24 protein-coding genes and 5 tRNA genes are annotated in these 24,894 nt (G+C 70.4%); 21 read left to right on the top strand and 8 right to left on the bottom strand.

Going from position 1 to position 24,894, the window contains the following annotated elements:
* Positions 1 to 2: 2 nt before the first annotated feature.
* The gene (locus AOK08_RS05870) at positions 3 to 3,872 is read right to left on the bottom strand and encodes a sensor histidine kinase (RefSeq protein WP_055524305.1); all 3,870 of its coding nucleotides are present in this window, start codon (positions 3,870 to 3,872) and stop codon (positions 3 to 5) included.
* Between the two features lie 608 nt (positions 3,873 to 4,480).
* Between AOK08_RS05870 and AOK08_RS05865 the strand changes: the two genes are divergently transcribed.
* The 10 genes from AOK08_RS05865 to AOK08_RS05820 all read left to right on the top strand — a co-directional run bounded on the left by AOK08_RS05865 (position 4,481) and on the right by AOK08_RS05820 (position 10,911).
* Complete coding sequence (locus tag AOK08_RS05865) at positions 4,481 to 4,669, top strand: hypothetical protein (protein WP_055524303.1); 189 nt, start codon at positions 4,481 to 4,483, stop codon at positions 4,667 to 4,669.
* Between the two features lie 218 nt (positions 4,670 to 4,887).
* Positions 4,888 to 5,676 carry a fumarylacetoacetate hydrolase family protein gene (locus AOK08_RS05860; protein ID WP_055524302.1) on the top strand — a complete coding sequence of 263 codons (789 nt, stop codon included), beginning with the start codon at positions 4,888 to 4,890 and terminating at the stop codon, positions 5,674 to 5,676.
* Positions 5,669 to 7,153 (top strand): glutamate--tRNA ligase, encoded by a 1,485-nt coding sequence (gltX, locus tag AOK08_RS05855; RefSeq protein WP_079053856.1) that lies wholly within the window; start codon positions 5,669 to 5,671, stop codon positions 7,151 to 7,153. The genes AOK08_RS05860 and gltX overlap by 8 nt, the downstream gene beginning before the upstream one ends.
* Before the next feature lie 110 nt (positions 7,154 to 7,263).
* Positions 7,264 to 9,501: a FlgD immunoglobulin-like domain containing protein gene (locus AOK08_RS05850; protein ID WP_055524298.1), complete on the top strand. Its 2,238-nt coding sequence runs from the start codon at positions 7,264 to 7,266 to the stop codon at positions 9,499 to 9,501.
* A gap of 34 nt (positions 9,502 to 9,535) precedes the next feature.
* Positions 9,536 to 10,285, top strand: coding sequence for an HAD family hydrolase (locus tag AOK08_RS05845; RefSeq protein ID WP_055524296.1), 750 nt, complete (start codon positions 9,536 to 9,538; stop codon positions 10,283 to 10,285).
* Between the two features lie 92 nt (positions 10,286 to 10,377).
* A tRNA-Gln gene (locus AOK08_RS05840) sits at positions 10,378 to 10,449 on the top strand.
* Between the two features lie 48 nt (positions 10,450 to 10,497).
* Positions 10,498 to 10,570: transfer RNA gene (locus tag AOK08_RS05835), tRNA-Glu, on the top strand.
* Between the two features lie 62 nt (positions 10,571 to 10,632).
* Positions 10,633 to 10,705: transfer RNA gene (locus AOK08_RS05830), tRNA-Glu, on the top strand.
* 19 nt (positions 10,706 to 10,724) lie between these two features.
* Positions 10,725 to 10,796 (top strand) — tRNA-Gln (locus AOK08_RS05825).
* Positions 10,797 to 10,838: 42 nt separating this feature from the next.
* Positions 10,839 to 10,911: transfer RNA gene (locus AOK08_RS05820), tRNA-Glu, on the top strand.
* 79 nt (positions 10,912 to 10,990) lie between these two features.
* Here AOK08_RS05820 and AOK08_RS05815 read toward each other — a convergent pair.
* Positions 10,991 to 11,632: a MerR family transcriptional regulator gene (locus tag AOK08_RS05815; protein WP_055524295.1), complete on the bottom strand. Its 642-nt coding sequence runs from the start codon at positions 11,630 to 11,632 to the stop codon at positions 10,991 to 10,993.
* Positions 11,633 to 11,729: 97 nt separating this feature from the next.
* Here AOK08_RS05815 and AOK08_RS05810 point away from each other — a divergent pair, with 97 nt between their 5' ends.
* A complete protein-coding gene (locus AOK08_RS05810) occupies positions 11,730 to 12,230 on the top strand; it encodes a DUF4188 domain-containing protein (RefSeq protein WP_055524293.1) in 501 nt (166 codons plus the stop codon).
* 176 nt (positions 12,231 to 12,406) lie between these two features.
* On the opposite strand, the gene ndgR is transcribed toward AOK08_RS05810, so the two are convergent.
* Positions 12,407 to 13,123 (bottom strand): IclR family transcriptional regulator NdgR, encoded by a 717-nt coding sequence (gene ndgR / locus AOK08_RS05805; RefSeq protein ID WP_055524291.1) that lies wholly within the window; start codon positions 13,121 to 13,123, stop codon positions 12,407 to 12,409.
* Between the two features lie 194 nt (positions 13,124 to 13,317).
* Between ndgR and leuC the strand changes: the two genes are divergently transcribed.
* The 4 genes from leuC (at position 13,318) to AOK08_RS05785 (ending at position 16,634) form a co-directional block, all read left to right on the top strand.
* Positions 13,318 to 14,748, top strand: coding sequence for a 3-isopropylmalate dehydratase large subunit (gene leuC / locus AOK08_RS05800; protein WP_055524289.1), 1,431 nt, complete (start codon positions 13,318 to 13,320; stop codon positions 14,746 to 14,748).
* 6 nt (positions 14,749 to 14,754) lie between these two features.
* Positions 14,755 to 15,348, top strand: a complete 594-nt coding sequence (gene leuD / locus AOK08_RS05795) for a 3-isopropylmalate dehydratase small subunit (protein ID WP_055524287.1) — start codon at positions 14,755 to 14,757, stop codon at positions 15,346 to 15,348.
* A gap of 266 nt (positions 15,349 to 15,614) precedes the next feature.
* The gene (locus tag AOK08_RS05790; protein ID WP_055524286.1) at positions 15,615 to 15,845 is read left to right on the top strand and encodes an SCO5555 family protein; all 231 of its coding nucleotides are present in this window, start codon (positions 15,615 to 15,617) and stop codon (positions 15,843 to 15,845) included.
* Positions 15,846 to 15,983: 138 nt separating this feature from the next.
* Positions 15,984 to 16,634 carry an HU family DNA-binding protein gene (locus AOK08_RS05785; protein WP_055524284.1) on the top strand — a complete coding sequence of 217 codons (651 nt, stop codon included), beginning with the start codon at positions 15,984 to 15,986 and terminating at the stop codon, positions 16,632 to 16,634.
* 96 nt (positions 16,635 to 16,730) lie between these two features.
* Here the strand turns inward: AOK08_RS05785 and AOK08_RS05780 are convergent, their stop codons facing one another.
* A complete protein-coding gene (locus AOK08_RS05780; RefSeq protein ID WP_055524282.1) occupies positions 16,731 to 16,943 on the bottom strand; it encodes a hypothetical protein in 213 nt (70 codons plus the stop codon).
* Between the two features lie 9 nt (positions 16,944 to 16,952).
* On the bottom strand, positions 16,953 to 17,591 hold the full coding sequence (cofC, locus tag AOK08_RS05775) for a 2-phospho-L-lactate guanylyltransferase (protein ID WP_055524280.1): 639 nt from the start codon (positions 17,589 to 17,591) through the stop codon (positions 16,953 to 16,955).
* Between the two features lie 216 nt (positions 17,592 to 17,807).
* On the opposite strand from cofC, the gene AOK08_RS05770 reads away from it, so the two are divergent.
* From AOK08_RS05770 to AOK08_RS05760, 3 genes are read left to right on the top strand one after another with little or no spacing between them, the layout of a single operon-like run.
* Positions 17,808 to 18,722: a lysophospholipid acyltransferase family protein gene (locus tag AOK08_RS05770; protein ID WP_055524277.1), complete on the top strand. Its 915-nt coding sequence runs from the start codon at positions 17,808 to 17,810 to the stop codon at positions 18,720 to 18,722.
* On the top strand, positions 18,719 to 19,729 hold the full coding sequence (locus AOK08_RS05765; protein ID WP_055524275.1) for an NAD(P)H-dependent glycerol-3-phosphate dehydrogenase: 1,011 nt from the start codon (positions 18,719 to 18,721) through the stop codon (positions 19,727 to 19,729). The genes AOK08_RS05770 and AOK08_RS05765 overlap by 4 nt, the downstream gene beginning before the upstream one ends.
* Positions 19,730 to 19,788: 59 nt before the next feature.
* The gene (locus AOK08_RS05760) at positions 19,789 to 20,946 is read left to right on the top strand and encodes a D-alanine--D-alanine ligase family protein (protein ID WP_055524273.1); all 1,158 of its coding nucleotides are present in this window, start codon (positions 19,789 to 19,791) and stop codon (positions 20,944 to 20,946) included.
* A 150-nt stretch (positions 20,947 to 21,096) separates the two neighbouring features.
* On the opposite strand, the gene AOK08_RS05755 is transcribed toward AOK08_RS05760, so the two are convergent.
* Positions 21,097 to 21,597: a DUF3515 domain-containing protein gene (locus tag AOK08_RS05755; protein ID WP_055524326.1), complete on the bottom strand. Its 501-nt coding sequence runs from the start codon at positions 21,595 to 21,597 to the stop codon at positions 21,097 to 21,099.
* A 20-nt stretch (positions 21,598 to 21,617) separates the two neighbouring features.
* On the bottom strand, positions 21,618 to 21,851 hold the full coding sequence (locus AOK08_RS05750) for an Lrp/AsnC family transcriptional regulator (RefSeq protein ID WP_055524271.1): 234 nt from the start codon (positions 21,849 to 21,851) through the stop codon (positions 21,618 to 21,620).
* Between the two features lie 217 nt (positions 21,852 to 22,068).
* Here AOK08_RS05750 and AOK08_RS05745 point away from each other — a divergent pair, with 217 nt between their 5' ends.
* Both AOK08_RS05745 and thiD read left to right on the top strand, forming a co-directional pair.
* Positions 22,069 to 23,034 (top strand): thiamine-phosphate kinase, encoded by a 966-nt coding sequence (locus AOK08_RS05745; protein ID WP_055524269.1) that lies wholly within the window; start codon positions 22,069 to 22,071, stop codon positions 23,032 to 23,034.
* Positions 23,031 to 23,822 (top strand): bifunctional hydroxymethylpyrimidine kinase/phosphomethylpyrimidine kinase, encoded by a 792-nt coding sequence (thiD, locus tag AOK08_RS05740; protein ID WP_107100870.1) that lies wholly within the window; start codon positions 23,031 to 23,033, stop codon positions 23,820 to 23,822. Before AOK08_RS05745 ends, thiD begins: the two co-directional genes overlap by 4 nt.
* A gap of 105 nt (positions 23,823 to 23,927) precedes the next feature.
* Here the strand turns inward: thiD and rpmB are convergent, their stop codons facing one another.
* Positions 23,928 to 24,113, bottom strand: a complete 186-nt coding sequence (gene rpmB / locus AOK08_RS05735) for a 50S ribosomal protein L28 (RefSeq protein WP_006376789.1) — start codon at positions 24,111 to 24,113, stop codon at positions 23,928 to 23,930.
* 277 nt (positions 24,114 to 24,390) lie between these two features.
* Here rpmB and AOK08_RS05730 point away from each other — a divergent pair.
* On the top strand, positions 24,391 to 24,894 hold a 504-nt coding region (locus tag AOK08_RS05730; RefSeq protein WP_157876574.1), incomplete at its 3' end, for a DAK2 domain-containing protein.

Below are 24,894 nucleotides of genomic sequence, written 5' to 3'. Positions count from 1 at the left end.
AACTATCGCTCCTGCTGGTGAGTGGGGCTGGGGAAGCTGCCTGTCTGGTCGGAGCCGGTACCGGCCTGCCGCCCCTGGGCGATGCCCCTACGGAGATTGGTCAGCCGGCCGCGCACGTCATCGGGCGCACGGGAAACCGCCGGACCACTTTGGTGCTGTTGTTGCTGAGCCGTACCCGGTACGAGGTTCGCACGCGGGACCCGGCGCGGAAGGCCGGAAGTAGTGACGCCACCGGCGGCCGGCTGGCGGACCCGCTCGGCCTGCCGGACCAGCTCGTCGTTGGGCGAGGTGCGCCAGGAGCCGGTCGCGGCCGGCGCGGCCGCCGGACGCGGCGGAGTCGGCGCGGCGGACGACGGCTGCGAGAGCGCCGAACCGTTGCCGTTGCTCCCGTTGCTGCTGTTCCCGTTGCCGGCGTTGCCGTTGGACGGCTGCTGCTGACCCTGCCCGTGGAACCAGTTGGTCTCCAGGGTGTCGTACAGCGGAGTCCGCCCGTCACCGGGGCCGCTCGCCGGCGGCAGGGCCTCCGGCTGCGCCGGGCGCGGCGGGACCGGCGGCCGGGGACCGCCGAACTCCGCGGGACCGCGGTCCGGGCCCGGCTGCGGGCGCTCGAACTGGCCGGTGGACGACGGGTCCTGCTGACGGCGGGGCGCCGGGCTGCGGCCGTCGAAGCCGGAGGGCGCCGGGAACTGGCCGGTCGAGCCGGAGTCGTACCCGGTCGGCGCGGGGAACTGGCCCGTCGAACCGCTGTCGTACGACGAGGGCCCGAACTGCCCGTTGCCCTGCGGGTTCTGGGGAGCCTGCGGCGCGCTCGGCGCGGTGCCGAAGACATCCTGACGGACGTACGACCCGTTGTTCTGCTGCCCGTTGGTGTCGCCGGAGCCGTTGTAGCCGGGCAGCGGGAACTGGCCGGTGTCCGAAGGGCTGCCCGGACGCGGGGCGTTGAAGTCGGGGCGGGGGAACTCGGAGGTGGCAGCCGGGTTCTGGGGACTGTCGAGACGGGGAATCTCCGCGGTCGCGGCCGGGCCGTGCCGGTCGTCGATACGGGGCATCCGTGACGTGGAGTCCGGCTCCTCGTGACCGCGCGGGGTGTCCAGCGAGGCACGCGGCACCGGAGGCTGCGCGTTCTCGTCGCTCCAGCTCGGACGCGACGGCGCGTTGCCCCCACCGGGCAGCTCCGGACGCGCACCGCCACGCGGCGGGAGCTGCGGACGGCGCCCGCCGCCCGGTCCCTCCCCGCGCTGTGGCGGTACGGGGCCACGCGAGCCGCCGAAGGTGTCCTGGCGTCCGGCGTTGTTGCCGAAGGCGTCCTGGTTCTGCCGAGCGCCGGGCCCGTCACCGAAGCCGCCCGAGGCCTGGAGGCCCTGGGGAGCGGCCGGCGCCTGGCCGCCGAAGCCGCCGGCGCCGACACCGGCGGGCGCCGGCCTGCCGCCCTGCTGAGGAGCACCGGGACCCTGGGGTCCACGCGGCGCCCCGCCCTGGCCGCCCGGACGACCGCCCGCGCCGGGCAGCGCGGCCCGCGCGCCCTGGCCCGAGCCGACCTGACCGCGCGGCGCGCCACCGGCGCCGAGGAGCCCGCCACCGGCGGGAGCGCCCTGGCCACCGCCCCGGCGGGCCGCGGCCACACCGGCGGAGGCCTGTGCGGCGGCGGGACCGCCGATGGGGGCACCGCCGTGGCCGGCCATGCCCGGAGCGGGCTTCTTGCCGCCCTGGGCGACATCGACGGGGAGCATGACCAGCGCGGTCGTACCACCGGAGTCGGACGGACGGAGCTGGATGCGGATGCCGTGGCGCTGCGAGAGGCGGCCGACCACGAACAGACCCATGCGGCGGGAGACCGACACGTCCACGGTGGGCGGCGCGGCGAGCCGCTCGTTGATCGCCGCGAGGTCCTCGGGCGAGAGGCCGATGCCGGTGTCGTGGATCTCGATCAGGACGCGGCCGTCGGGCAGCGCGTGACCGGTCACCTTGACCTTGGTCTGCGGGGAGGAGAACGACGTGGCGTTCTCCAGCAGCTCGGCGAGCAGGTGCACGAGGTCGTTGACGACCCGGCCGGCCACTTCGGTGGTCGGTACGGACGACAGCTCGATGCGCTCGTACTGCTCCACCTCGGAGGCCGCGGCGCGCAGCACGTCGACCAGCGGGACCGGGCGGGTCCAGCGGCGGCCCGGCTCTTCACCGGCGAGGACGAGGAGGTTCTCGCCGTTCCGGCGCATACGGGTCGCGAGGTGGTCGAGCTTGAAGAGGGAGGAGAGCTGGTCCGGGTCGGCCTCGCGGGACTCCAGTTCGGAGATGAGCGAGAGCTGACGCTGGATGAGGCCCTGGGAGCGGCGCGAGAGGTTGGTGAACATCGCGTTGACGTTGCCCCGCAGGAGGGCCTGCTCGGCGGCGAGGCGGACGGCCTCGCGGTGCACGTCGTCGAAGGCCGCGGCCACCTGGCCGATCTCGTCCCGGGAGTGCACACCGACCGACTCGACGGACGTGTCGACGTCCTGCGGGTCGGACTCCGACAACTGCTTGACCAGCTCGGGCAGCCGGTCCTGGGCGACCTTGGTCGCGGTGTCCTGGAGCCGGCGCAGCGAGCGGATCATGGACCGGGCGACGACGAAGGCGCCGACCAGTGAGACACCGAGCACCAGCAGGATCAGCGCACCGGAGATGATCGCTTCCTGCTCGGCCTGGTTGCGCAGCTCACGGGCCTTCTGCTCCATCTGGTTGAGCAGCGTGATCTCGATGGTCTTCATCGCCTGGATCTTCGACGTGTCGTCGTCGATCCAGTCCTTGTAGGAGCGCGTCTGGAGCCCCTGGATGCCGTCCTTGCTCTGCAGGATGCGCTTGGCGTAGAGGTCGGCCGCCGTGATCGTCGGGCTGCCGTCGTCGATCGTCTTGAGGAGGTCCTCGGCGCCGTCGCCGTAGATGGCCTTGAAGCTGTCGAGTTCGGAGTCCTGGCTGCTCTGCGCCGACTCGGCGTACAGCCGGTCGTTCTCCGAGAGCTTGCCGCGGTCCCTGTTGTTGTCGGGCAGTGCCGCCGCGATGACCGCGCGCTGGATGGACGCGTACTCCTTGGCCGAGGAGAAGGCGGCCAGCGAGCGGGTGCGCGTGATCATCTCGGTGTTGTTGGTCGCCTCGGCCATGTCCTGGGAGAGGCCGAGCAACTGGGTGACGAGCCGGTGGTAGGCCTCGACCGTCTGCGTCGAGTTGTCCTGGACGTCGTAGGCGGTGCTGCGGATCTCGGTGATCTTGTTCAGCTGGGCGACAAGCCCGACGAGGGTGGCGCGGACACCCACGAGGCTGCCGGTCTTGCTGGCGGCGTTGATCTCCTCGGCGCCGTCGGTGAAGTTCTTGAGGGCCCGGTCGGTCTTGTCGCGTACGCCCTTGACGCTGTAGTCACTGGCGGGCTGGCCGTGCGCGAGCGGACCGGCCGACTGGTCGCGCTCCTCCTGGAGTGCGGCCGACAGCTCGGTCGCCTGCTTGGTGATGTCGGTCAGCAGCCGCATGTTGTCGAGCTGCTGGATGTCGTTCATGTTGTCGCCGACGCGCAGCGCGCCGAGCGAGGTCGCCGCGACCACGGGGAGCGCGAGCAGCGAGACCAGACGGGTCGAGATTCGCCAGTTGCGCAGCGCTATCCGCGCGCCGGGGCCGGTCGACCCCTTGGCGGGCCGCACCGGCGGCATGGCGGGCGCGGGCCCACCGGTGGCCGGGCCCTTGCCGCCGGGCGCACCACTGCCGGGGCGTGTCGACCGCTCGCCGTTCTCGCCGGTCAGAGCTGCCTGGCCCGGGTTCTGGGCGTGCTGGGGGGAGGAACCATGACCGGCTCCGTTGTGTGGCTCCGGCTCCGCCGAAGCGCTGCCATCCCTCTTGAAACGTCCCTGCACTAGCGTCGCAACCTCTGGACCAGGCGCCCTTCCGCGTGAACGGAGAGACGGTGTCGGCGTATGGAAGGCGCCCTGAAATACGCCTTCCATGGTTGTCGTGAGTAAACCCGGCGCGGTTTCCCCTGACGTGCCGCCGCTCGGCGCTGTGTGCGCCCCCCGTGCACCGGCTCGTGATCCCGCGGCGGTCCGTGGAATTCCAGCACAGTGCCGGACCTGCAACAAGGCCAATGGGTCACGGTGTGACGACGATGACACCTCGTGATCGCTGTGTCACGAGGTGTAGAAAGCGATTCCCCACATACCGGGCGAAAATCCACGACTCACATGGATAGTCACGGTGTCCAGGTCGCCATGATCAGGAGCGGAATGGGTGCTTCAGTAGGGATATTTCCGTTTCGTGAAGTTGGGCTGGAGGTCGGAATTGACCGGTTTGCCCATTGATCCGTGAGCAAACTCACATACCGTTCGGGGCGTCTCAGTGACTTCCCCGGGGAATCGCATGTTTAGCCTGACGCTTTACAGGGATGGCAAAACCGACAACGCGCGCGCGGACGGCGGCTCCCCGCCGGTCCGGCCGCCCGGACACGACAGGGCCGAGGTCTACAACAGTGAAGACGACGACGATGTTCCACAACATCGCAAACCCGCGCCGCACGACGCTCGCGCACCTGACCGACGCCGGCGAGCTGACCCCCGTCGAGCAGCCCGTGCACTCCGTTGACCTCCCCACGCAGACCGCCAACCCCCGCCGCACGATTCTCATGGACGCCCCGGTCGCGGCCTCCGTCGCGGAGTAGTACGCGCGAGCGCCGCCTGTTGCTCAGGCCGGACGCCACGAATGTCGCTTGTCGCTCTGTCAAGGGCGCCCGCTCCCCCTCGAACCCGGTCTCCGCAGTACGGAGGTCCACGAAGGGCGTGGGCGCCCTCGGCATTTTTTGCGCGAGGCGCCCGCCCGGGGCGCGTTAGCCTGGACCGTCAGACTTCAGCCGGACCAGCAGAGGGGCGCAGGAATCCCGTGCGCATCGCCAGATTCTCCATCGACGGGAACGTCGCCTTCGGCGCGGTCGAGGGCGACAAGCCGGACGAACTAGTCCTCGACATCATCAAGGGCATCCCGTTCGCCGACTTCGAGCTCTCCGGCACGAAGGTCCCGCTCGACAAGGTCCGGCTGCTGCCGCCGGTACTGCCCAACAAGGTCGTCGCCTACGGCCGCAACTACGCGGAGCACGCGAGGGAACTGGGCAACGAGGTGCCCGACACCCCGTTCGCCTTCTTCAAGCCGTCCACCTCGGTGATCGGCTCCGGCGACGACATCCAGTACCCCTCCTTCTCCGAGGAACTGCACCACGAGGCCGAACTCGCCGTGGTCATCGGCCGGATGTGCCGCGAGGTGCCGCGCGAGCGCGTCAAGGACGTCATCCTCGGCTACACCTGCGCCAACGACATCACCGCGCGGGACGTCCAGAAGCGCGAGAAGCAGTGGGCCCGCGCGAAGGGCTTCGACACCAGCTGCCCTCTCGGCCCCTGGATCGAGACGGACCTGACCCCCTCCGCGATCGGCGAGGGCCTCACGATCCAGCTCACCGTCAACGGCGAGCAGCGCCAACTGGGCCGCACCAGCGAGATGATCCACTCCATCGAGGATCTGATCGTCAACATCACCGAGGCCATGACGCTGCTCCCCGGCGACGTGATCCTCACGGGCACCCCGGCAGGCGTCGGACCGCTCACCGTCGGCGACGAGGTCGCCGTCACCATCGAAGGCATCGGCACTCTCACCAACAAGGTTGTCAAGCGTGGCTAGCGCACCCGCCCCCGCCGTCCGAGTACGGTTCTGCCCGTCGCCCACCGGTAACCCCCACGTGGGCCTGGTCCGTACGGCCCTGTTCAACTGGGCGTACGCCCGCCACACCGGCGGCACGTTCGTCTTCCGCATCGAGGACACCGACGCGGCCCGCGACTCCGAGGAGTCGTACGAGCAGTTGCTGGACTCGCTGCGCTGGCTCGGCTTCGACTGGGACGAGGGCCCCGAGACCGGCGGCCCGCACGCCCCTTACCGCCAGTCGCAGCGCATGGACCTCTACAAGGACGTGGCGGCGAAGCTCCTGGAGGCGGGCCGCGCGTACTACTGCTACTGCTCCACGGAGGAGCTGGACACCCGCCGCGACGCCGCCCGCGCGGCCGGCAAGCCCTCCGGGTACGACGGCCACTGCCGCGACCTGACCGACGAGCAGGTGTCCGCGTACACCGCCGAGGGCCGCACGCCCATCGTCCGGTTCCGGATGCCCGACGAGACGATCACCTTCACGGACCTGGTCCGCGGCGAGCTGACCTTCACGGCCGAGAACGTCCCGGACTACGGGATCGTACGAGCCAACGGCGCGCCCCTGTACACGCTGGTCAACCCGGTCGACGACGCCCTGATGGAGATCACGCACGTCCTGCGCGGCGAGGACCTCCTGTCGTCCACGCCGAGGCAGATCGCGCTCTACAAGGCGCTGATCGAACTGGGCATCGCGAAGCAGACCCCCTCCTTCGGTCACCTGCCGTACGTGATGGGCGAGGGCAACAAGAAGCTCTCGAAGCGCGACCCCGAGTCGTCGCTCAACCTCTACCGGGAGCGCGGCTTCCTCCCCGAGGGCCTCCTCAACTACCTCTCCCTGCTCGGCTGGTCGCTCTCGGCCGACCAGGACATCTTCACGGTCGGCGAGATGGTCGCCGCCTTCGACGTGTCGGACGTCAACCCCAACCCGGCCCGCTTCGACCTGAAGAAGTGCGAGGCGATCAACGCCGACCACATCCGGCTGCTGGACGTGAAGGAGTTCACGGAGCGCTGCGCGCCCTGGCTCCGGGCGCCCTTCGCGCCGTGGGCGCCGGAGGACTTCGACGAGGCGAAGTGGCAGGCGATCGCCCCGCACGCCCAGACCCGCCTCAAGGTCCTCTCGGAGATCACGGACAACGTCGACTTCCTGTTCCTGCCCGAGCCGGCCTCCGACGAGGCGTCCTGGGCGAAGGCGATGAAGGAGGGCAGCGACGCCCTGCTGGTCACGGCGAGGGAGAAGCTGGAGGCCGCCGACTGGTCCTCCGCCGAGTCCCTGAAGGAGGCCGTCCTGGCCGCCGGCGAGGCCCACGGCCTCAAGCTCGGCAAGGCCCAGGCCCCGGTCCGCGTGGCCGTCACCGGCCGCACGATCGGCCTCCCCCTCTTCGAGTCCCTGGAGATCCTGGGCAAGGAGAAGACCCTGGCACGCATCGACGCGGCACTGGCCGAACTGGCCGCGTAGTCACGGCACTTGGAGGGCGGCGTCCGATCCGGGCGCCGCCCTTCGTGTTGCCGCATGATGTGTGCGGGCACTCCGGCGAATGAGTGCCGAAAGTTCTCAGGGGGAGAAGAATGAGCCGTTCACGAAGGCTTGCCAACATCGTCCTCGGCACGACCGTGGCGCTGTCCTGCACCACGATGACCACCCCGGCGCAGGCGGCACCCGCCGTCGACCCTCTCGCCGGTACGGTCCGGCTGGTCTCGGAGAAGCCTGCCCCCGTCACCTTCCGGTGGGCCGGCTCCTCCGGCTTCCAGTACACGTCCCCGGGCTCCGGTCCCGTCCTGTCGGCCGACTATCCGGGCGCCGTCCCGCCCGGCCACGCGGGCCCGGACGACCTCGCCAGCGGCACCGACGTCATCAGCACCGTCAGCGGAGCCACGGTCACCCAGAAGCACCGCTCCACGGGCGTGACCGCCACCGTCACCGTTCCGGCCGGCCAGAGCTTCAAGACCGCCACCGGCTGGAGCGTGCTGACCCGCGACACCACCGGCACCCTCCACGTCCTGCGCGCCGCCGCCGACGGCACGACCACCGACACACCGGTCACCGGGTTTCCCGCGGGCGCCGAACCCGTCACCTATGTCAAGGGCGGCTCGGTCCGCCGGGTCGCGATCGTCCACACCCTGGACGGTGTGACGTCCGCGGGCCTCGTCGACCTCGCGGACGGCACCTTCCGCACCTATGCCACCGGTCTGGGCACCAGCCCCGAGGTCCGCTTCAACGACCGCTGGCTGGTGGCCGACTGGAAGTCGATACGCGTCGACTCCGCGCCCGGCACCGAGCCCACCGCCCTCACGCGCCTGGGCGCCGAGCTCGAAGCCGTCGTCGGAGACCAACTCCTCATCGGCAACCCGGACTTCGTCGCCGGCGGCACCAAGCCCGAACTGACCGCCCTTTCACTCGTCACCGGCGCGAAGTACACGGCCCTGGCCGAGTCGTCCGGCAGCTTCACCCCGACCCCGGACGGCGGCGCGCTCGCCACCGGCGGACCGTCGAGTCTCGACTGGAACGTCCACCGCGTCACCCCCACACAGGACGGCCGCACGGCCACCGAGAAGGTCGTCAACATCCCGGCCTATTCGACCGGGGTGGACGGACTGGCCCTGGCCGGCGGCGAGTTGATGCTGTACGGCGCCACCACCGGGGGCGGCTACCACCGGTACAACAGCTTCCAACTCGACGCCACGGCCAAGCCCGTCGGGGGGCAGACCCCGCGCAGCCCGGCCCTCAACCCGTCGACCTGCCCGACCGGCGACGCCGCCTGCCCCCAGTTGGAGGCCCTCGGCGACGGCCGGGTCGCCTACCTGTGGACCAACTCGGACGGCCAGGAGTCCGTGAGCACCGTCGGGCTCGGCACCTCCCTCAGCACCGTCGTCAGCGCGGGCGCGGGAGACGCAGGCGGCCGCATCCCGAGTGCCTCCGGCCGTTACGTCCTCTACAACGGCGGCAGCGCCGGCGTACAGAAGGTCGTCGACTTCCCGCGCGCCGCCACCGCCGGCACGGTCGCGCTGAACCGCGCCCGTACCTCCGCGGCCGTCTGGGGTCAGGTCCTGTGGACGACCGGCAGCTCCCAGGGCTCGGTCGTCGGCCTCAACCTCAAGACGCAGCAGACCGTGGCGGGCATCGCCACCGGCGCGCCCTGCACGCCCACCGACATCCAGGCCGTGAACACCTGGCTGTACTGGACCTGCGGCGCGGCGGGACCCGCCGGTGTCTACGACCGGGCGACCAACCGCAAGATCCCGGTCCCGTCCGACCAGGGTCCGGCCCGCCTCGCCGACGGCTACCTCCTGCGCGAGAACCGCACCACCCACGAACTGCTGCTCACCGACTTCCACACCGGTACGGCGGCCACCCGCACGGTGGCCGTACTGCCCACGGCGGACCAGAACAGCGGTGGCGGCAACGGCCGTTGGGCGGTGGACCGGTTCGGCGGCGACATCGCCTACCTCACCTCCACATACGGCCAGGTGGCGCTCGTCGACAGCGGGGTCCCGGCCTCGCCGCTGGCCCAGACGGAGGCCCAGACGGACCCCCAACCGGGCGGCCCCTCCACCACTTCCCCCTGGCAGCCGGTCTGGCAGCTCAACAAGCCCGCGACCTGGACCCTGACCCTGGCCAACAGCGCCGGAACGACGGTCCGCACACTCACCGGCAGCACCCAGGCGGCCGCGGTGCGCGCTTCCTGGGACGGCCGGTGGTCCGACGGCCGTCACGTCTCCGGCACCTACACCTGGAAGCTGACCGCCGAACCCGACGACACCCAGGGCCCGGCCCTGAACCTCACGGGGACGACCACGGCCGGCTGAGCCCGCCTCCGCGGCGCCGCGCTACCGTCGGACCATGACGATCCGAGCCGTGGTCTGGGACATCGACGACACTCTCTTCGACTACACCACGGCGGACCGCGCCGGGATGCGGGAGCAGCTCGCGGCCGAGGGCCTCCTCGACGGGTACGCCACCGTCGAGGAGGCCCTCGCGCGTTGGCGGGAGGTCACCGACGCCCAGTGGGCGCGCTTCTCGGCGGGCGAGGTGGACTTCCAGGGGCAGCGCCGGGACCGCGTACGGGTGTTCCTGGGCGAGGAGCTGACCGACACCGAGGCCGACGCCTGGTTCGACCGCTACATCGCGCACTACGAGGCGGCCTGGGCGCTCTTCCCGGACGTCCTGCCCGTCCTCGACCTCCTCGCCGCCGGCCACCGGCACGGGGTGCTCTCCAACTCCAGCCTTCTCGTGCAGGACCGCAAGCTGCGCGTGCTCGGCGTACGCGACCGCTTCGAGACGGTCCTGTGCGCGGCCGAGCTGGGCTTCCACAAGCCGGACGCCCAGGCCTTCCACGCCGCCTGCGACGCCCTGGGCCTGCCGCCGGAGGAGGTGGCGTACGTCGGCGACCACCCGGAGATCGACGGACGGGGCGCCGCCGACGCCGGCCTGCTCTCGGTGTGGATCGACCGGAGCGTCCCCGGCGGCGTCGGCGGCGTCGGCGGCGTCGAGCGGGCCCCCGGGGGCCCGTACCGGATCGCCTCCCTCGCCGAACTCCCCGCGGTCCTCGGCGCGGATACCCGTTTTGGAGCGCCGTCCACCTTCAGGTAATGTTCTTCCTGCGCCGCCGGAAAAGCGGGCCGAAAGGCCAGGAACCGGAGGCGCCAGCTAGAACAAGAGCTCCACGAGGGCTTGCGTTCCAGTGGCCTATGGTGTAATTGGCAGCACGACGGTTTCTGGTTCCGTTAGTCTTGGTTCGAGTCCAGGTAGGCCAGCTCGCAGATTGCTTCAAATCTGCACCCGTGGAGATCATTTCCACACAGGCCCCCGTTGTGTAGCGGCCTAGCACGCTGCCCTCTCACGGCAGTAGCGCCGGTTCGAATCCGGTCGGGGGTACAGATCCTTCCCGGAGGGTCAGTTCGGGTCGCACCCTCTGACTCTCATGCAGGATCGCTAGGGCCCCCGTTGTGTAGCGGCCTAGCACGCTGCCCTCTCACGGCAGTAGCGCCGGTTCGAATCCGGTCGGGGGTACGCTTCAACTGAACAGCCTTGGTCTATGGTGTAATTGGCAACACTACGGTTTCTGGTACCGTCATTCTTGGTTCGAGTCCAGGTAGACCAGCTCGGATCTACGGCGTGTAGTCTTAACGCTCGCCAGATCCACGCCCCCGTTGTGTAGCGGCCTAGCACGCTGCCCTCTCACGGCAGTAGCGCCGGTTCGAATCCGGTCGGGGGTACGTCAGTACAGAGTGGCCTTCCGCTTCGGCGGAGGGCCATTTTGCATGTACGGCCGCCGGCCGTCCCCTCCCGGGGCGCCTACAGCCCGTAGCGCCGCGCCGACTCCTCCTCCTGGGCCAGCCGGTGCAGCGCCCTGAGTACCGGTTCGAAGAGCACGGCTGCCGCGACCGCTGTCTCGACCCGCTCCGCGTCCGACGCGTGAGTCTCCAGATAGTCCAGGTCCCGGCTCGCCACCTGGTACATCAACTCCGCGTACGGCGCCATCAGTTCGGCGTCCCAGGGATACCCGAGCCGGATCAGCGCGGCCACCGCCGCCACCAGTGAGCGGTGCACGGGGGAGCGGGTGCTCAGCTCGCGCGTGATCTCCCAACCGAGGCTCGCGAGCAGCCGGTCCACCTCGCGGCGGGCGGCGGCCACCGCCGGGTCCTCCTCGTCGGGCTCGGCGCCCTGCGGCAACGCCCACAGGGCCGAGCCCAGCCGGAGCGTGCGGCCCAGGGACTCGTCGTCGACATGGCCGAGCACCTCACGAGCGGTGGCGACCGGGATACGGCCCACCTGGATCATCGCGCGCACCAGGCGCAGCCGGCGCAGATGCCCCTCGTCGTAATCCGCGGTCGTCATGTTGACCTGCCGGCCGGGCGCCAACAGGCCCTCGCGCAGGTAGTACTTGATCGTCGCGGTGGAGACACCGCTCTGCTCACTCAACTCGGCCAGCCGCACGCCTTGCGCCTTTCCTCGGACAACGGCACTATCCAAGCATGCGCCGGTCGGATAGCGTCGCCACCCAACGAGTCGCGGTCCCAACAGGGGAGGTCCCATGTCCGTGAAACCCAACGCGGGCCGTATGACAGCCGCAAGCGAGGGGGATGTCGTCGTTCTGCTCATCGGGATGCGCATCAACCACTTCTGGGCCGTGCGCCACTGGTTCCCGGTGCTCATGGGCATGGGGCGGATGCTGCGGGAGCTGGGGAGCGATCCGTCGCGCGGGCTGCTCAGTCACGTACTGCTCACGGCGTCGCCCCGGACGTACTACGTCGTCCAGTACTGGGAGTCCAAGGAGAAGCTGTACGCCTACGCGACGGCGCCGGACATGTTCCATCACGCGGCGTGGGCGCGCTTCAACCGCATGGAGCGGGAGGGGAAGGTCCGGCAGCACGTGGGGCTGTGGCACGAGACGTATGTCGTGCCCGAGGGGTCCTACGAGTCGATCTACGTGGACATGCCGGCGTTCGGGCTGGCGGCGGCGCACGGGGTGTTGCCGGTGGAGCGGCGGGGGCGGTCCGCCAAGGAGCGGCTCGCTCATCGGTCGGCGCCGTAGGGGTTCTGCTTGTGTGTTGGGTGCGGGTGCGTTGTGGCTGGTCGCGCAGTTCCCCGCGCCCCTGGTGGGTGCCCTCGCCCCTGATTGAGAAGTGCCCCTGAGAAGAGTGTCCTCGGGAAAGCGACCTGCCGCGGCGTTGAGGCCGGTCTGCTTCCCGAGGGCGTGCGTCTTTCCGCTCAGCCCGTGCGGCGCAGGGCCTCCGAGAGGCGGGCCGCCGCGTCGATGACCGCCTGGGCGTGCATACGGCCCGGGTGGCGGGTCAGGCGCTCGATGGGGCCGGAGACCGACACGGCGGCCACCACGCGGTTCGACGGGCCCCGGACGGGGGCGGAGACCGAGGCGACGCCCGGTTCGCGCTCGCCGATGGACTGGGCCCAGCCCCGGCGGCGTACGCCCGACAGCGCCGTCGCCGTGAAGCGGGCCCCCTGGAGGCCGCGGTGCAGACGCTCCGGCTCCTCCCAGGCCATCAGGATCTGGGCCGACGAGCCCGCCTTCATCGTGAGCGTCGAGCCGACCGGGACCGTGTCCCTGAGGCCCGAGAGGCGCTCGGCCGCGGCGACGCAGATGCGCATGTCGCCCTGGCGGCGGTAGAGCTGCGCGCTCTCGCCCGTCAGATCGCGGACATGGGTGAGCACCGGGCCCGCCGTCGCGAGGAGGCGGTCCTCGCCCGCCGCGGCCGCCAGTTCCGCCAGGCGCGGGCCGAGAATGAAACGGCCCTGCATGTCGCGCGCCACCATGCGGTGGTGTTCCAAGGCCACGGCGAGACGATGTGCCGTGGGTCGTGCCAGTCCGGTCGCCGCGACCAGACCCGCGAGGGTGGCCGGACCGGACTCCAGAGCGCTCAGGACAAGGGCTGCCTTGTCCAGAACGCCGACGCCGCTACTGTTGTCCATGAAACGATACTCGCGTCTCACTCTGTGAAACGCAAGTTCATTTTCCGGTGGAACGCGCCACTCTGGAAGACACAGCGGCCCGCCGACCAACGGGCCCGGCGGTGGAAGCCCGGACAAGGGGTACGGGCGGACGCCACCACAGGATCTCTATCTAGATGGGCCGGCGCCCGCACCGGCCGGCCGGAGGGAAAGCGATGGGTAGGACACTCGCGGAGAAGGTCTGGGACGACCATGTCGTCCGGCGCGCCGAGGGCGAGCCCGACCTCCTCTTCATCGACTTGCACCTGCTGCACGAGGTGACCAGCCCGCAGGCCTTCGACGGTCTGCGCCAGGCCGGCCGCAAGGTGCGGCGCCTTGACCTCACCATCGCGACGGAGGACCACAACACTCCGACCCTCGACATCGACAAGCCCATCGCGGACCCGGTCTCCCGGGTCCAGCTGGAGACGCTGCGCAAGAACTGCGCGGACTTCGGTGTGCGGCTGCACCCGCTGGGTGACGTCGAGCAGGGTGTCGTCCATGTGGTCGGGCCGCAGCTGGGGCTGACCCAGCCGGGCACCACCGTCGTCTGCGGTGACTCCCACACCTCCACGCACGGCGCCTTCGGCGCGCTGGCGTTCGGTATCGGCACCTCGCAGGTCGAGCATGTGCTGGCCACCCAGACGCTGCCGCTGGCCCGCCCGAAGACCATGGCCATCACGGTCGAGGGCGAGCTGCCCGACGGTGTCACCGCCAAGGACCTGATCCTCGCCATCATCGCGAAGATCGGTACGGGCGGCGGCCAGGGCTACATCCTGGAGTACCGCGGCCCCGCCATCGAGAAGCTCTCGATGGAGGCCCGGATGACCATCTGCAACATGTCGATCGAGGCCGGCGCCCGCGCGGGCATGATCGCCCCCGACGAGACCACCTTCGAGTACCTCAAGGGCCGCCCGCACGCCCCCGCCGACGCGGACTGGGACGCGGCGGTGGAGTACTGGAAGACGCTGCGCACCGACGACGACGCCGTGTTCGACGCCGAGGTCGTCATCGACGGCGCCGCGCTGTCGCCGTTCGTCACCTGGGGCACCAACCCCGGCCAGGGCGCGCCGCTTTCGGCCGCCGTCCCCGACCCCGCTTCGTACGAGGACGCCTCGGAGCGTCTCGCCGCCGAAAAGGCCCTGGAGTACATGGGGTTGGAGGCCGGACAGGCGCTGCGTTCCATCAAGGTGGACACCGTCTTCGTAGGTTCGTGCACCAACGGCCGCATCGAGGACCTGCGCGCCGCCGCCGCCATCGTCGAGGGCCGCAAAGTCGCCGACGGCGTACGGATGCTGGTCGTCCCCGGTTCGGTGCGGGTCGGTCTCCAGGCCGTCTCCGAGGGCCTGGACGTGGTCTTCAAGGAGGCCGGCGCCGAATGGCGGCACGCGGGCTGCTCGATGTGCCTGGGCATGAACCCCGACCAGCTGGCCCCCGGTGAGCGCTCCGCGTCCACCTCCAACCGCAACTTCGAGGGCAGGCAGGGCAAGGGCGGCCGTACGCACCTGGTGTCGCCGCAGGTCGCCGCCGCGACGGCCGTACTGGGCCACCTGGCCTCCCCGGCCGACCTGTCCGACACCGACACCCGTACGCCCGCTGGAGTCTGATCAGCCATGGAAGCATTCACCACGCACACCGGCCGGGCCGTACCGCTGCGCCGCAGCAACGTCGACACCGACCAGATCATCCCCGCCCATTGGCTCAAGAAGGTCACGCGGGACGGGTTCGAGGACGGACTGTTCGAGGCCTGGCGCAAGGACGGGAACTTCGTCCTCAACCAGCCCGAGCGCGAGGGCGCGACGGTCCTGGTCGCCGGCCCCGACTTCGGCACCGGCTCCTCGCGCGAGCACGCCGTCTGGGCGCTGCAGAACTACGGCTTCAAGGCCGTGATCTCCTCCCGCTTCGCGGACATCTTCCGTGGCAACTCGCTCAAGAACGGCCTGCTCACGGTGGTTCTGGAGCAGGAGACCGTGGACGCGCTCCAGAAGCTCACGGAGAACGACCCCCAGGCCGAGATCACCGTCGACCTGGAGGCCCGCGAAGTACGCGCCGAGGGCATCACCGCCGCCTTCGAGCTCGACGAGAACGCCCGTTGGCGGCTGCTGAACGGCCTCGACGACATCTCCATCACCCTCCAGAACGAGGACGCGATCTCGGCGTACGAGGCGAAGCGCCCCTCGTACAAGCCGTGGACGCTGAAGGTCTGACCGGCAAGGCCCTTCGCACGCAGGGTTTCGGCCACCGCGACACCCCGTCTGTACCCCCGATCGCCACGATTGGGGGTACAGCCATTTCTGCCTCCGGACTCTCCCGCACAGCGCGCCGGAACCTCCCAACTTCCCACGTTAGAAAGGGTGTTGATGGGGTACCCGGGTCTTGACACGGCGGCGTCGAGGTGGACGTGGAAGGCCGTTCGAGGCGGCAGTTGCCCCCTGGGCAGGCGACAACTCGCCCCAGATGGCACAATCTGTGCATGGAACGCGACGGCCAACTCGAGCTCTACCTGGCGGTCGCGGCCCAACTCAAGGAAGCGCACACAAGAGTGCGCGCACTGCAAGTCCCGGAGGGCGTACGGATGGCGCTGACCCGGAAGCTGCTGGTCATTACGGCCGCGGCCAAGCACGATCTCGCCGACGCGACAAGACGGCTGGAGCGCTTCATGGCGGACCTCGACGAGGGCCGATTCCCCGGCGAGGACCGCTGAGGAACTCCATGACAGCCCTGGTTCGTTGCGGCACAAGGGTGATTAGCCCGTTTCGTGTTTGATTTGCGGTATATATCTGCCTAACGTGCGAAAAAGCTTGAACACTTTCGTTCTGGCAATGTCTCCGAAGGGGAAGACGTGAACAAGGCGCAGCTCGTAGAAGCCATTGCGGACAAGGTCGGTGGCCGTCAGCAGGCCGCCGACGCGGTCGACGCGGTCCTGGACGCCATCGTCCGCGCGACGGTCAGTGGGGACCGTGTCTCGGTCACCGGCTTCGGTTCCTTCGAGAAGGTCGACCGCCCGGCCCGTTACGCCCGCAACCCGCAGACGGGTGAGCGGGTTCGGGTCAAGAAGACCTCGGTCCCCCGCTTCCGCGCGGGCCAGGGCTTCAAGGACCTGGTGAGCGGCTCGAAGAAGCTCCCGCGTGGCGGCGAGGTCGCGGTCAAGAAGGCGCCCAAGGGCAGCCTGACCGGCGGCGGTGCTGCCGCAACGGTCAAGAAGGCCGCGGCGAAGAAGGCCACCACCGCCAAGCGGGCGACGGCCGTGAAGAAGACCGTGGCCAAGAAGACGGCGCCGGCGAAGAGGACCACGGCGACGGCGGCGAAGACCACGGCCAAGAAGACCACCGCGAAGACCGCGGCGGCCAAGAAGACGACGGCGACGGCGAAGAAGACGGCCGCCAAGAAGGCCCCGGCGGCCAAGAAGACGACCGCGGCGACAAAGGCCCCGGCCCGCAAGTCGACGGCTCGTACCACCACCGCCAAGAAGGCCACCGCCCGCACCAAGTAGGGGTGCAAGGGCACTCACGCGCCGGGCCGGACTCCTGAGGGAGCCCGGCCCGCGGCGTGTCCGGCCCCGTTCGTGGGGCGCCTGGAAGAAGCGTGCTCAGAAGGTCTGCAGGGTGATGAGCGTGATCCGGGGGATGTCCACGGTGCTCCCCGCCCCCTCGACCTCGATGCGCACCCGCTGCCCCGGCCGCAGCAGCCTCAGGCCGCCCGCGTCGAACGCCGGTGCGTCGAAGGGGACGGGGGTTCCGTCGTCGAGCAGCACACTGCCGCTGCGTGTCCCGGGGTCGTACGTGTACGCGGTCGCCTGCATGGCGGCAGCCTACTGGCCCGCGATCAGCAGCCCCTCGACGGCGGTCGCCGTCCGGGTCCCCACGCCAAGCGCGAGCGCCGCCCGCAGATCGTCGCCGGTGTCCACGTCCTGGCGTACGGAATTCACCGAGGTGAGTCCGAGTTCCACGGCGCCGGACTCCTGGTGGCGGATCCGGGAATGCGGGCCGAATTGCGGAAGCAATTCCTGACCGGGGCGGGCGGTCAGCAGCGTGGTGCCGACAGCGGCCGCGTCCGCGAGGAAAGCGCGCGGGAATCCGGCGGCGGCATCCAGGACACGGGCCAGCTCCAGCGGGCGCAACGCCGGCAGATCGGCGTTCAGGGCCGCCACAGGACCGTCGGGCAGTCGACGCCGTACGGCAGCCGCTCCGTGCGCCAGAGCGGCGTTCAGGCCGCCCAGAGGCTCGTCGGAGACGATCGCGGCCCCCAGGGCCGCCAGCTCACGGGCGGCCAGGGCGTCGTCCGTGACGACCGCCACATCGCGGACGGCCGGGCAGGCGAGCACCGCCGCCACCGTGTCCTGGGCGAAGGCCAGGGCGAGACCGGGGCGGAGGCCGTCGTGGGCGGTGTCCGCGAGCCTGCTCTTGGCCCGGTCCAGAGGTTTGACGGGTATGACCACTGACCACCGCACGAGTGTTCCGTTCCTCCCTCGTTCACCCCGGCCGCACTTGCGGCACTCTTCAGGCCGCGACCATTGTCACCTGGCTGTCATCAAAGCCCATCAGGCGGTGTCGGTGCCGGGGCGTACGGTGTTCTCGACAGACCGGAAGCCCGGGGCGACACTTGTGCGGCCTCCGGGTCCCACCGGCCGAGGTCCTGGTCCTGGCCTTAGAGGAAGGTGTCCCGCGTGCCCCGCCGCAGAATCGGCTTCTGGTACCGCCTCGCAGCGGTCATCTGCAAACCGCCGCTAGTGGTTCTGATCAACCGGGACTGGCGCGGAATGGAGAACATTCCGGCGGCGGGTGGATTTATCACCGCGGTGAACCACAATTCGCACGCGGATCCCTTCGCGTACGCGCACTACCAGTACAACAGCGGCCGTGTTCCGCGTTTTCTGGCGAAGAGCGGGCTTTTCAAGAAGGGATTCGTCGGCACCATGATGCGGGGCACCGGACAGATCCCCGTCTACCGCGAGACCACCGACGCGCTGAGCGCCTTCCGTGCCGCGATCGACGCCGTGGAGCGCGGCGAATGCGTCGTCTTCTATCCCGAGGGCACCATCACCCGCGACCCGGACCAGTGGCCCATGACCGGCAAGACCGGCGCCGCGCGGGTCGCCCTTCAGACCAGGTGCCCGGTGATCCCGGTGGCCCAGTGGGGCGCGAACGAACTGCTCCCGCCGTACGCCGGGAAGCTCAACGTCCTTCCGCGCAAGACCCACCACGTCCTCGCGGGCCCGCCCGTGGACCTGACGCGGTTCTACGGCAAGGAGATGAGCCCCGACCTCCTGAAGGAGGCGACGGAGGTCATCATGGCCGCCGTCACCCGCCAGCTTGAGGAGATCCGCGGCGAGAAGGCGCCCGCGACGCCGTACGACCCGCGCCAGGAGCGGATCGAGCAGCGCCGCCGCACCGCCGAGGAAGAGGCGCGCGACGCACTGGAGGCACGCGCGGCCAAAGCCGCCGAGACAGCCCGTGAGGTACGGCAGGCGCAATCGGCGGCACAGGAAGCGGTACAAGAAGCGGTAGCGGTGCGAGAAGCAGCGGAAGCACGCGAAGTCCGGGAAACACGGGAAGTTCAGGAAGAGGGGCAGGGCAAGTGAGTGAGCCGGTCAAGGCGGCGGTGTTCGCAGCGGGATCATGGGGGACCGCCTTCGGCATGGTGCTCGCCGACGCCGGCTGCGAGGTGACCCTGTGGGCGCGGCGCCCCGAACTCGCCGGGGCGATCAACTCCACGCGTACGAACCCGGACTACTTCCCGGGCGTCGAACTCCCGGAGAACCTCCGCGCCACCACGGACCCGGCCGAGGCCGCCCGCGGGGCCGACTTCACGATACTCAGCATCCCCTCGCAGACCCTGCGCGGGAATCTCGCCGAGTGGACGCCCCTGCTCGCCCCGGACACGGTCCTCGTCTCCCTCATGAAGGGCGTCGAACTCGGCTCCGCGATGCGGATGAGCGAGGTCATCGACGACGTCGCCAAGGTGGGCCAGGACCGTATCGCGGTCGTCACGGGCCCCAACCTCGCCCGGGAGATCGCCGCCCGGATGCCGGCTGCCGCCGTGGTCGCCTGCACGGACGACGCCGTGGCCCAGCGTCTCCAGGCCGTCTGCCACACCCCGTACTTCCGCCCGTACACCAACACCGACGTCGTCGGCTGCGAACTGGGCGGCGCCGTGAAGAACGTGATCGGGCTGGCCGTCGGTATCGCCGACGGCATGGGCCTCGGCGACAACGCGAAGGGCTCGCTCATCACGCGCGGCCTCGCCGAGACCACCCGCCTCGGCCTCGCGATGGGCGCCGACCCGCTCACCTTCGCCGGACTCGCGGGCCTGGGCGACCTGGTGGCGACCTGCTCCTCGCCCCTCTCCCGCAACCACACCTTCGGCACCAACCTCGGCAAGGGCATGACCCTCCAGGAGACCATCGCGGTCACCAAGCAGACCGCCGAGGGCGTCAAGTCCTGCGAGAGCGTGCTGGATCTGGCCCGCAGGCACGGCGTCGACATGCCGATCACGGAGACGGTCGTCGGCATCGTGCACGAGGGCAAGCCGCCCGTCGTGGCCCTCAAGGAACTGATGTCGCGCAGCGCCAAGGCGGAACGACGCTGAGCAACAGGCGGCTGCGGGCGCTGACTCGGGGCCCTGCCTCCGGGTACTCTCAACGCGATATGAGCACCGAGAACCTCCCCCAGAACCCCGAGCAGCCGTCCCGTAAGCCGCGCGTGGCGGTCGTCTTCGGCGGTCGCAGTTCCGAACACGGGATCTCCGTGGTCACCGCCGGCGCCGTGCTGCGTGCCATCGACCGGACGAAGTACGACGTCCTGCCGATCGGCATCACCCAGGACGGCCGCTGGGCGCTCACCGCGGACGAACCGGACCGCATGGCGATCGTCGACCGCACGGCGCCCAACGTCGACCAGCTCGCCGAGTCGGCCGAGGGCGGCGTGGTGCTCTCCGTCGACCCCGCCAACCGCGAAGTCGTCTACAGCGAACCGGGATCGGTGCCCAAGGCCCTCGGCGAGGTGGACGTCGTCTTCCCCGTCCTGCACGGCCCGTACGGCGAGGACGGCACCCTCCAGGGTCTGCTGGAGCTCTCCGGTGTCCCGTACGTCGGCGCCGGCGTGCTCGCCTCGGCCGTCGGCCAGGACAAGGAGTACATGAAGCGGGTGTTCACCTCGTTCGGCCTCAAGGTGGGCCCGTACGTGGTGATCCGGCCGCGTGAGTGGGAGCGCGACGAGCCGGGCGCCCGCAGGAAGATCATCGACTTCGCCGGTGAGCACGGCTGGCCGCTGTTCGTGAAGCCCGCGCGCGCGGGATCGTCGTTCGGCATCACCAAGGTCGACGACCTGGGCGGCCTCGACGAGGCGATCGCCGAGGCCCAGCGGCACGACCCGAAGATCATCGTGGAGGCCGCGCTGCGCGGGCGCGAGATCGAGTGCGGGGTGCTGGAGTTCGAGGACGGCCCGCGTGCCTCCGTACCCGCCGAGATCCCGCCCGTACAGGCGCACGCCTTCTACGACTTCGAGGCCAAGTACATCGACTCGGCCGACGGCATCGTGCCCGCCCCGCTCACCGACGAGCAGACGGCGGAGGTCCGCCGCCTCGCCGTCGAGGCCTTCGACGCGGCGTCCTGCGAGGGCCTGGTCCGCGCGGACTTCTTCCTCACCGAGGACGGCGAGTTCGTCATCAACGAGATCAACACGATGCCCGGCTTCACCCCGATCTCCATGTACCCGAGGATGTGGCAGGAGACGGGAGTGGACTACCAGGAACTGGTGGACCGCTTGGTGCAGGCGGCGCTGCGCAGGTCGACGGGCCTGAGGTAAGGCTTTTCAAGGGGCGTGGGCGCGGGGACAACGGGGCTGAGGCGAGGCTTCAGGGGCGCGGGGCTGTATCCGATCTGCGGCTCCGCCGCGTGGGCGCGACCAGCCACGACGGACCCGCACCCGACAACGCAACAGGTCCCACCACGGCGCTTAGTTGGCAAGCCCCTCAGGCACCGTCTTCTTGATGGCGGCAGCCAGATCGACAAGCACCCCCGAGGTGTCCCGACCCGAAGGGACCGTCACCTCGACATAGGCGAGCCGCGACGACGTGGTGAACCGGGAGGACCCGCCGTCCTCCCGCTCCATCAGCCAGCCGACCCCGTTCACCTCACCACCGACCGCCTTCGGATCGGACCCCAGGGCAACCTTGGGGTCGGTCATCTTGGGCGGCCGTTCGACACCGCAGCGCAGTATGATCGCCGGGCTGCCCCAGCCCGCGGTCAGCGCGGACCGGGGCCCGGGGTCGTCGCGGCCCAGGCCGTCCACCTTCGCCGGCAGCGCCTTGTGCAGGTTCCGGCACAGCTTCATGGCCGTCCCGTCCGGCTCGGGAACCGTGACCGAGGCGCTGTCGTCTGCTGAGGAGCAGCCCGTGGCGATGATCAACAGGGCGAGCGCGGGCAGAGCTAGCGGCCGGTGGCGGAAGAAGTTCACCGGCACAGGGTAGACGGGGGCTACAGGTGCACCACCGGGCAGGTCAGAGTGCGGGTGATGCCGTCCACTTGCTGGACCTTCGCGACCACCAGGCGGCCGAGGTCGTCCACGGTGTCGGCCTGGGCGCGCACAATCACGTCGTACGGTCCTGTCACGTCCTCGGCCTGGGTCACCCCCGGGATCTTGCCGATCGTCTCGGCGACGGTCGACGCCTTGCCGACCTCGGTCTGGATCAGGATGTACGCCTGTACCACGGAACCTCCAGGGCGGCCACGAGGATCATGTGGGGAAAAGGAACGCCACGGTATCGCGTCGCCGCGCGCCACGGGGAGACCTGCGGCGGCCGGGAACCCGTGCGGGGGCGCGCACGCGGCACAGGTTGACGGTCACCTCGACCGTACAGAGGTCCACGGGGCCTCGCGACCGGGCAGGGACAGCAACGGGGACAGCACCAGAAGGGGACGTACGACTATGAAGGGCACTGTGGGCGAACTGGGGGAGTTCGGGCTCATCAGGGAGCTCACCTCCCGGCTCACCACCACCCCGGCGGTCCGGGTCGGCCCCGGCGACGACGCCGCCGTGGTCGCCGCGCCCGACCGCAGGGTCGTGGCGAGCACCGACATCCTCCTGGAGGGGCGGCACTTCCGCCGCGACTGGTCCACCGCGTACGACGTGGGCCGCAAGGCCGCCGCCCAGAACCTCGCGGACATCGCGGCCATGGGCGCCGTACCGACCGCGCTGCTCCTCGGCCTGGTCGTGCCCGCCGAACTGCCGGTCACCTGGCCCGTCGAACTGATGGACGGTCTGCGTGACGAGTGCCAGGTCGCGGGCGCCGCAGTGGTCGGCGGTGACGTCGTACGAGGGGACACGATCATGGTCTCCATCACCGCGCTCGGCGATCTGCGCAACCACGAGCCGGTCGTCCGCAGCGGCGCCCGGCCCGGTGACGTCGTCGCCGTGACGGGCTGGCTGGGCTGGTCGGCGGCCGGGCACGCGGTCCTCGCGCGCGGCTTCCGCTCACCGCGCGCCTTCGTGGAGGCCCACCGCCGCCCCGAGCCGCCCTACCACGCGGGTCCGGCGGCGGCCGGCCTCGGCGCGACCGCCATGTGCGACGTGAGCGACGGACTGATCGCCGACCTCGGGCACATCGCGGAGGCCAGCAAGGTCCGGATCGACATCCGGTCCGGCGCGATCGACATCCCCTCCCAGATGAACGACATCGGGCAGGCCGTCGGCGTCGACGCCATGCAGTGGGTGCTCACCGGCGGCGAGGACCACGCGATCGTGGCGACCTTCCCGCCCGACGTGAAGCTGCCCGCCCGCTGGAAGGTGATCGGCGAGGTCCTCAACCCCTCCGCGCTGCCCCAGGTGACGGTCGACGGAGCGCCGTGGACCAGCAAGGGCGGCTGGGACCACTTCGCGGACGTCGAGTCGTGAGCGCGCTACCGCGCGTCCTGACGGTCGCGGGCTCCGACTCCGGCGGCGGCGCCGGGATCCAGGCCGACCTGAAGACGATGCTGGCGCTCGGCGTGCACGGCATGAGCGTGCTCACGGCGGTCACGGCGCAGAACTCACTCGGCGTACAGGGCGCCTGGGAACTGCCGGTGGAGGCGGTACGGGCCCAGTTCCGCAGCGTCGTCGACGACATCGGCGTCCAGGCGATCAAGACCGGGATGCTCGCCTCGGCCGAACTGGTCGAGGCGGTCGCCGGGTTGATCGCGGCGACGGACGTGCCGGTGGTCGTCGACCCGGTGGGCGTCTCCAAGCACGGGGACCCGCTGCTCGCCGAGTCCGCACTGGACTCCGTACGCACGCGACTGCTGCCGGTGGCGACCGTGGCGACCCCGAACCTCGACGAGGTGGCCCAGCTCACGGGCGTACGGGTCGAGTCGGAGGAACAGTTGCGCGAGGCCGCGGCGGCTGTCCTGGCGTACGGGCCGAAGTGGGCGCTGATCAAGGGCGGGCATCTGCCGGGCGAGGCCGTCGACCTGCTCACGGACGGAACCGAGGAGCACTGGCTGCGCGCCCCGCGCCACGACAACCGGCACACGCACGGCACGGGCTGCACACTGGCGTCGGCCGTCGCGTCGGGGCTGGCGAAGGGGCAGTCGGTACCGGAGGCGGTGGCGGCGGCGAAGGAGTACGTCACCGGGGCCATCGCGGCCGGGTTCGCGCTGGGCGGCGGGATCGGGCCGGTGGATCACGGGTGGCGGTTCCGCGAGTAGCGGGCTTCTGTGAGTGCAAGGCATCCGGACACGGCAAAAAGCCGGTCCACCGAGGTGGACCGGCTCTGTGCAGCGAACCAACAGTGGCCGCGCGCTAGCTGAGCGTCAGCGCGAGACCTTGCCGGCCTTGATGCACGAGGTGCAAGCGTTCACGCGCTTCGGCGTCCCACTGACCACGGTACGTACGCGCTGGATGTTCGGGTTCCAGCGACGGGGGGTACGGCGGTGCGAGTGGGAGATGCTGTTGCCGAAGCCCGGCCCCTTGCCGCAGACGTCGCAGTTGGCAGCCACGGGTCACTCCAAAGACTTCAGATGCTCTTACGGGTTGATCCCGGCACGCCGGGATCAGGATCGGAGGATCTGAGTGGCGGTACCGGGGAGAAGGCCCGATGTACGACGACCGTCTGGGACGGTCTTCTCGATCGGGCAACCGGAGCAGCATACAACGACTGCGCCAGTGCAACGAAACTACCATGGCTGATCAGGGCCTCACTCCCGGCCCCGGGCCACCCGGCATTCACCCGGGGTCTACGCTGCGTGCCACGTCCAGCAGCTCAAGGAGGCACAGGTGCCGCAGGTGCCGCAGACATTCTTCGATGCTCTCGCGGTCCGCACCTGGTGCGGACTCGCGCTGGCCGCGCTCGGGCGGGCGCGCGAGGAGATCGACGCGATAAATGTCTACCCGGTCGCCGACGGTGACACCGGCACCAACCTGTATCTGACGCTGGAATCGGCGCGCGCCGAGGTCGAGGCCGCCTTCGCCGGGGGGACCGGGACGGGGGCGGGACCTGCCGGTACCGGCGGGGTGCCGAGCCTGGCCGAGGTGACCCGGGCGATGGCCCACGGCGCGCTGATAGGGGCGCGCGGCAACTCCGGCACGATCCTGGCGCAGTTGCTGCGGGGCATCGCCCAGGGGCCGGCCGCCGAAGCGGACGGTGAGAGTGCCCACATCGACGGTCCCGGTCTGTGCCTGGCCCTGCGGCACGCCGCCGACTCCGCCCGGCAGGCCGTGGCCCACCCGGTGGAGGGCACGGTCCTCACGGTCGCCTCGGCCGCCGCCGACGCCGCGACG

This window comes from Streptomyces graminilatus (assembly GCF_001418565.1).
GTDB lineage: Bacteria > Actinomycetota > Actinomycetes > Streptomycetales > Streptomycetaceae > Streptomyces > Streptomyces graminilatus.
Note: the sequence above shows the minus strand (reverse complement) of the source record. Positions and strands in the feature narration are given on the sequence as shown.

What these genes read in the sequence shown, in the direction of transcription:
- ndgR (WP_055524291.1), bottom strand. Translation starts at nt 13,123, where the DNA reads ATGGACAACAGTAGCGGCGTCGGCGTTCTGGACAAGGCAGCCCTTGTC.
- AOK08_RS05810 (WP_055524293.1), top strand. Translation starts at nt 11,730, where the DNA reads ATGTCCGTGAAACCCAACGCGGGCCGTATGACAGCCGCAAGCGAGGGG.
- AOK08_RS05845 (WP_055524296.1), top strand. Translation starts at nt 9,536, where the DNA reads ATGACGATCCGAGCCGTGGTCTGGGACATCGACGACACTCTCTTCGAC.
- AOK08_RS05790 (WP_055524286.1), top strand. Translation starts at nt 15,615, where the DNA reads ATGGAACGCGACGGCCAACTCGAGCTCTACCTGGCGGTCGCGGCCCAA.
- AOK08_RS05780 (WP_055524282.1), bottom strand. Translation starts at nt 16,943, where the DNA reads ATGCAGGCGACCGCGTACACGTACGACCCCGGGACACGCAGCGGCAGT.
- AOK08_RS05850 (WP_055524298.1), top strand. Translation starts at nt 7,264, where the DNA reads ATGAGCCGTTCACGAAGGCTTGCCAACATCGTCCTCGGCACGACCGTG.
- AOK08_RS05745 (WP_055524269.1), top strand. Translation starts at nt 22,069, where the DNA reads ATGAAGGGCACTGTGGGCGAACTGGGGGAGTTCGGGCTCATCAGGGAG.
- leuC (WP_055524289.1), top strand. Translation starts at nt 13,318, where the DNA reads ATGGGTAGGACACTCGCGGAGAAGGTCTGGGACGACCATGTCGTCCGG.
- leuD (WP_055524287.1), top strand. Translation starts at nt 14,755, where the DNA reads ATGGAAGCATTCACCACGCACACCGGCCGGGCCGTACCGCTGCGCCGC.
- AOK08_RS05760 (WP_055524273.1), top strand. Translation starts at nt 19,789, where the DNA reads ATGAGCACCGAGAACCTCCCCCAGAACCCCGAGCAGCCGTCCCGTAAG.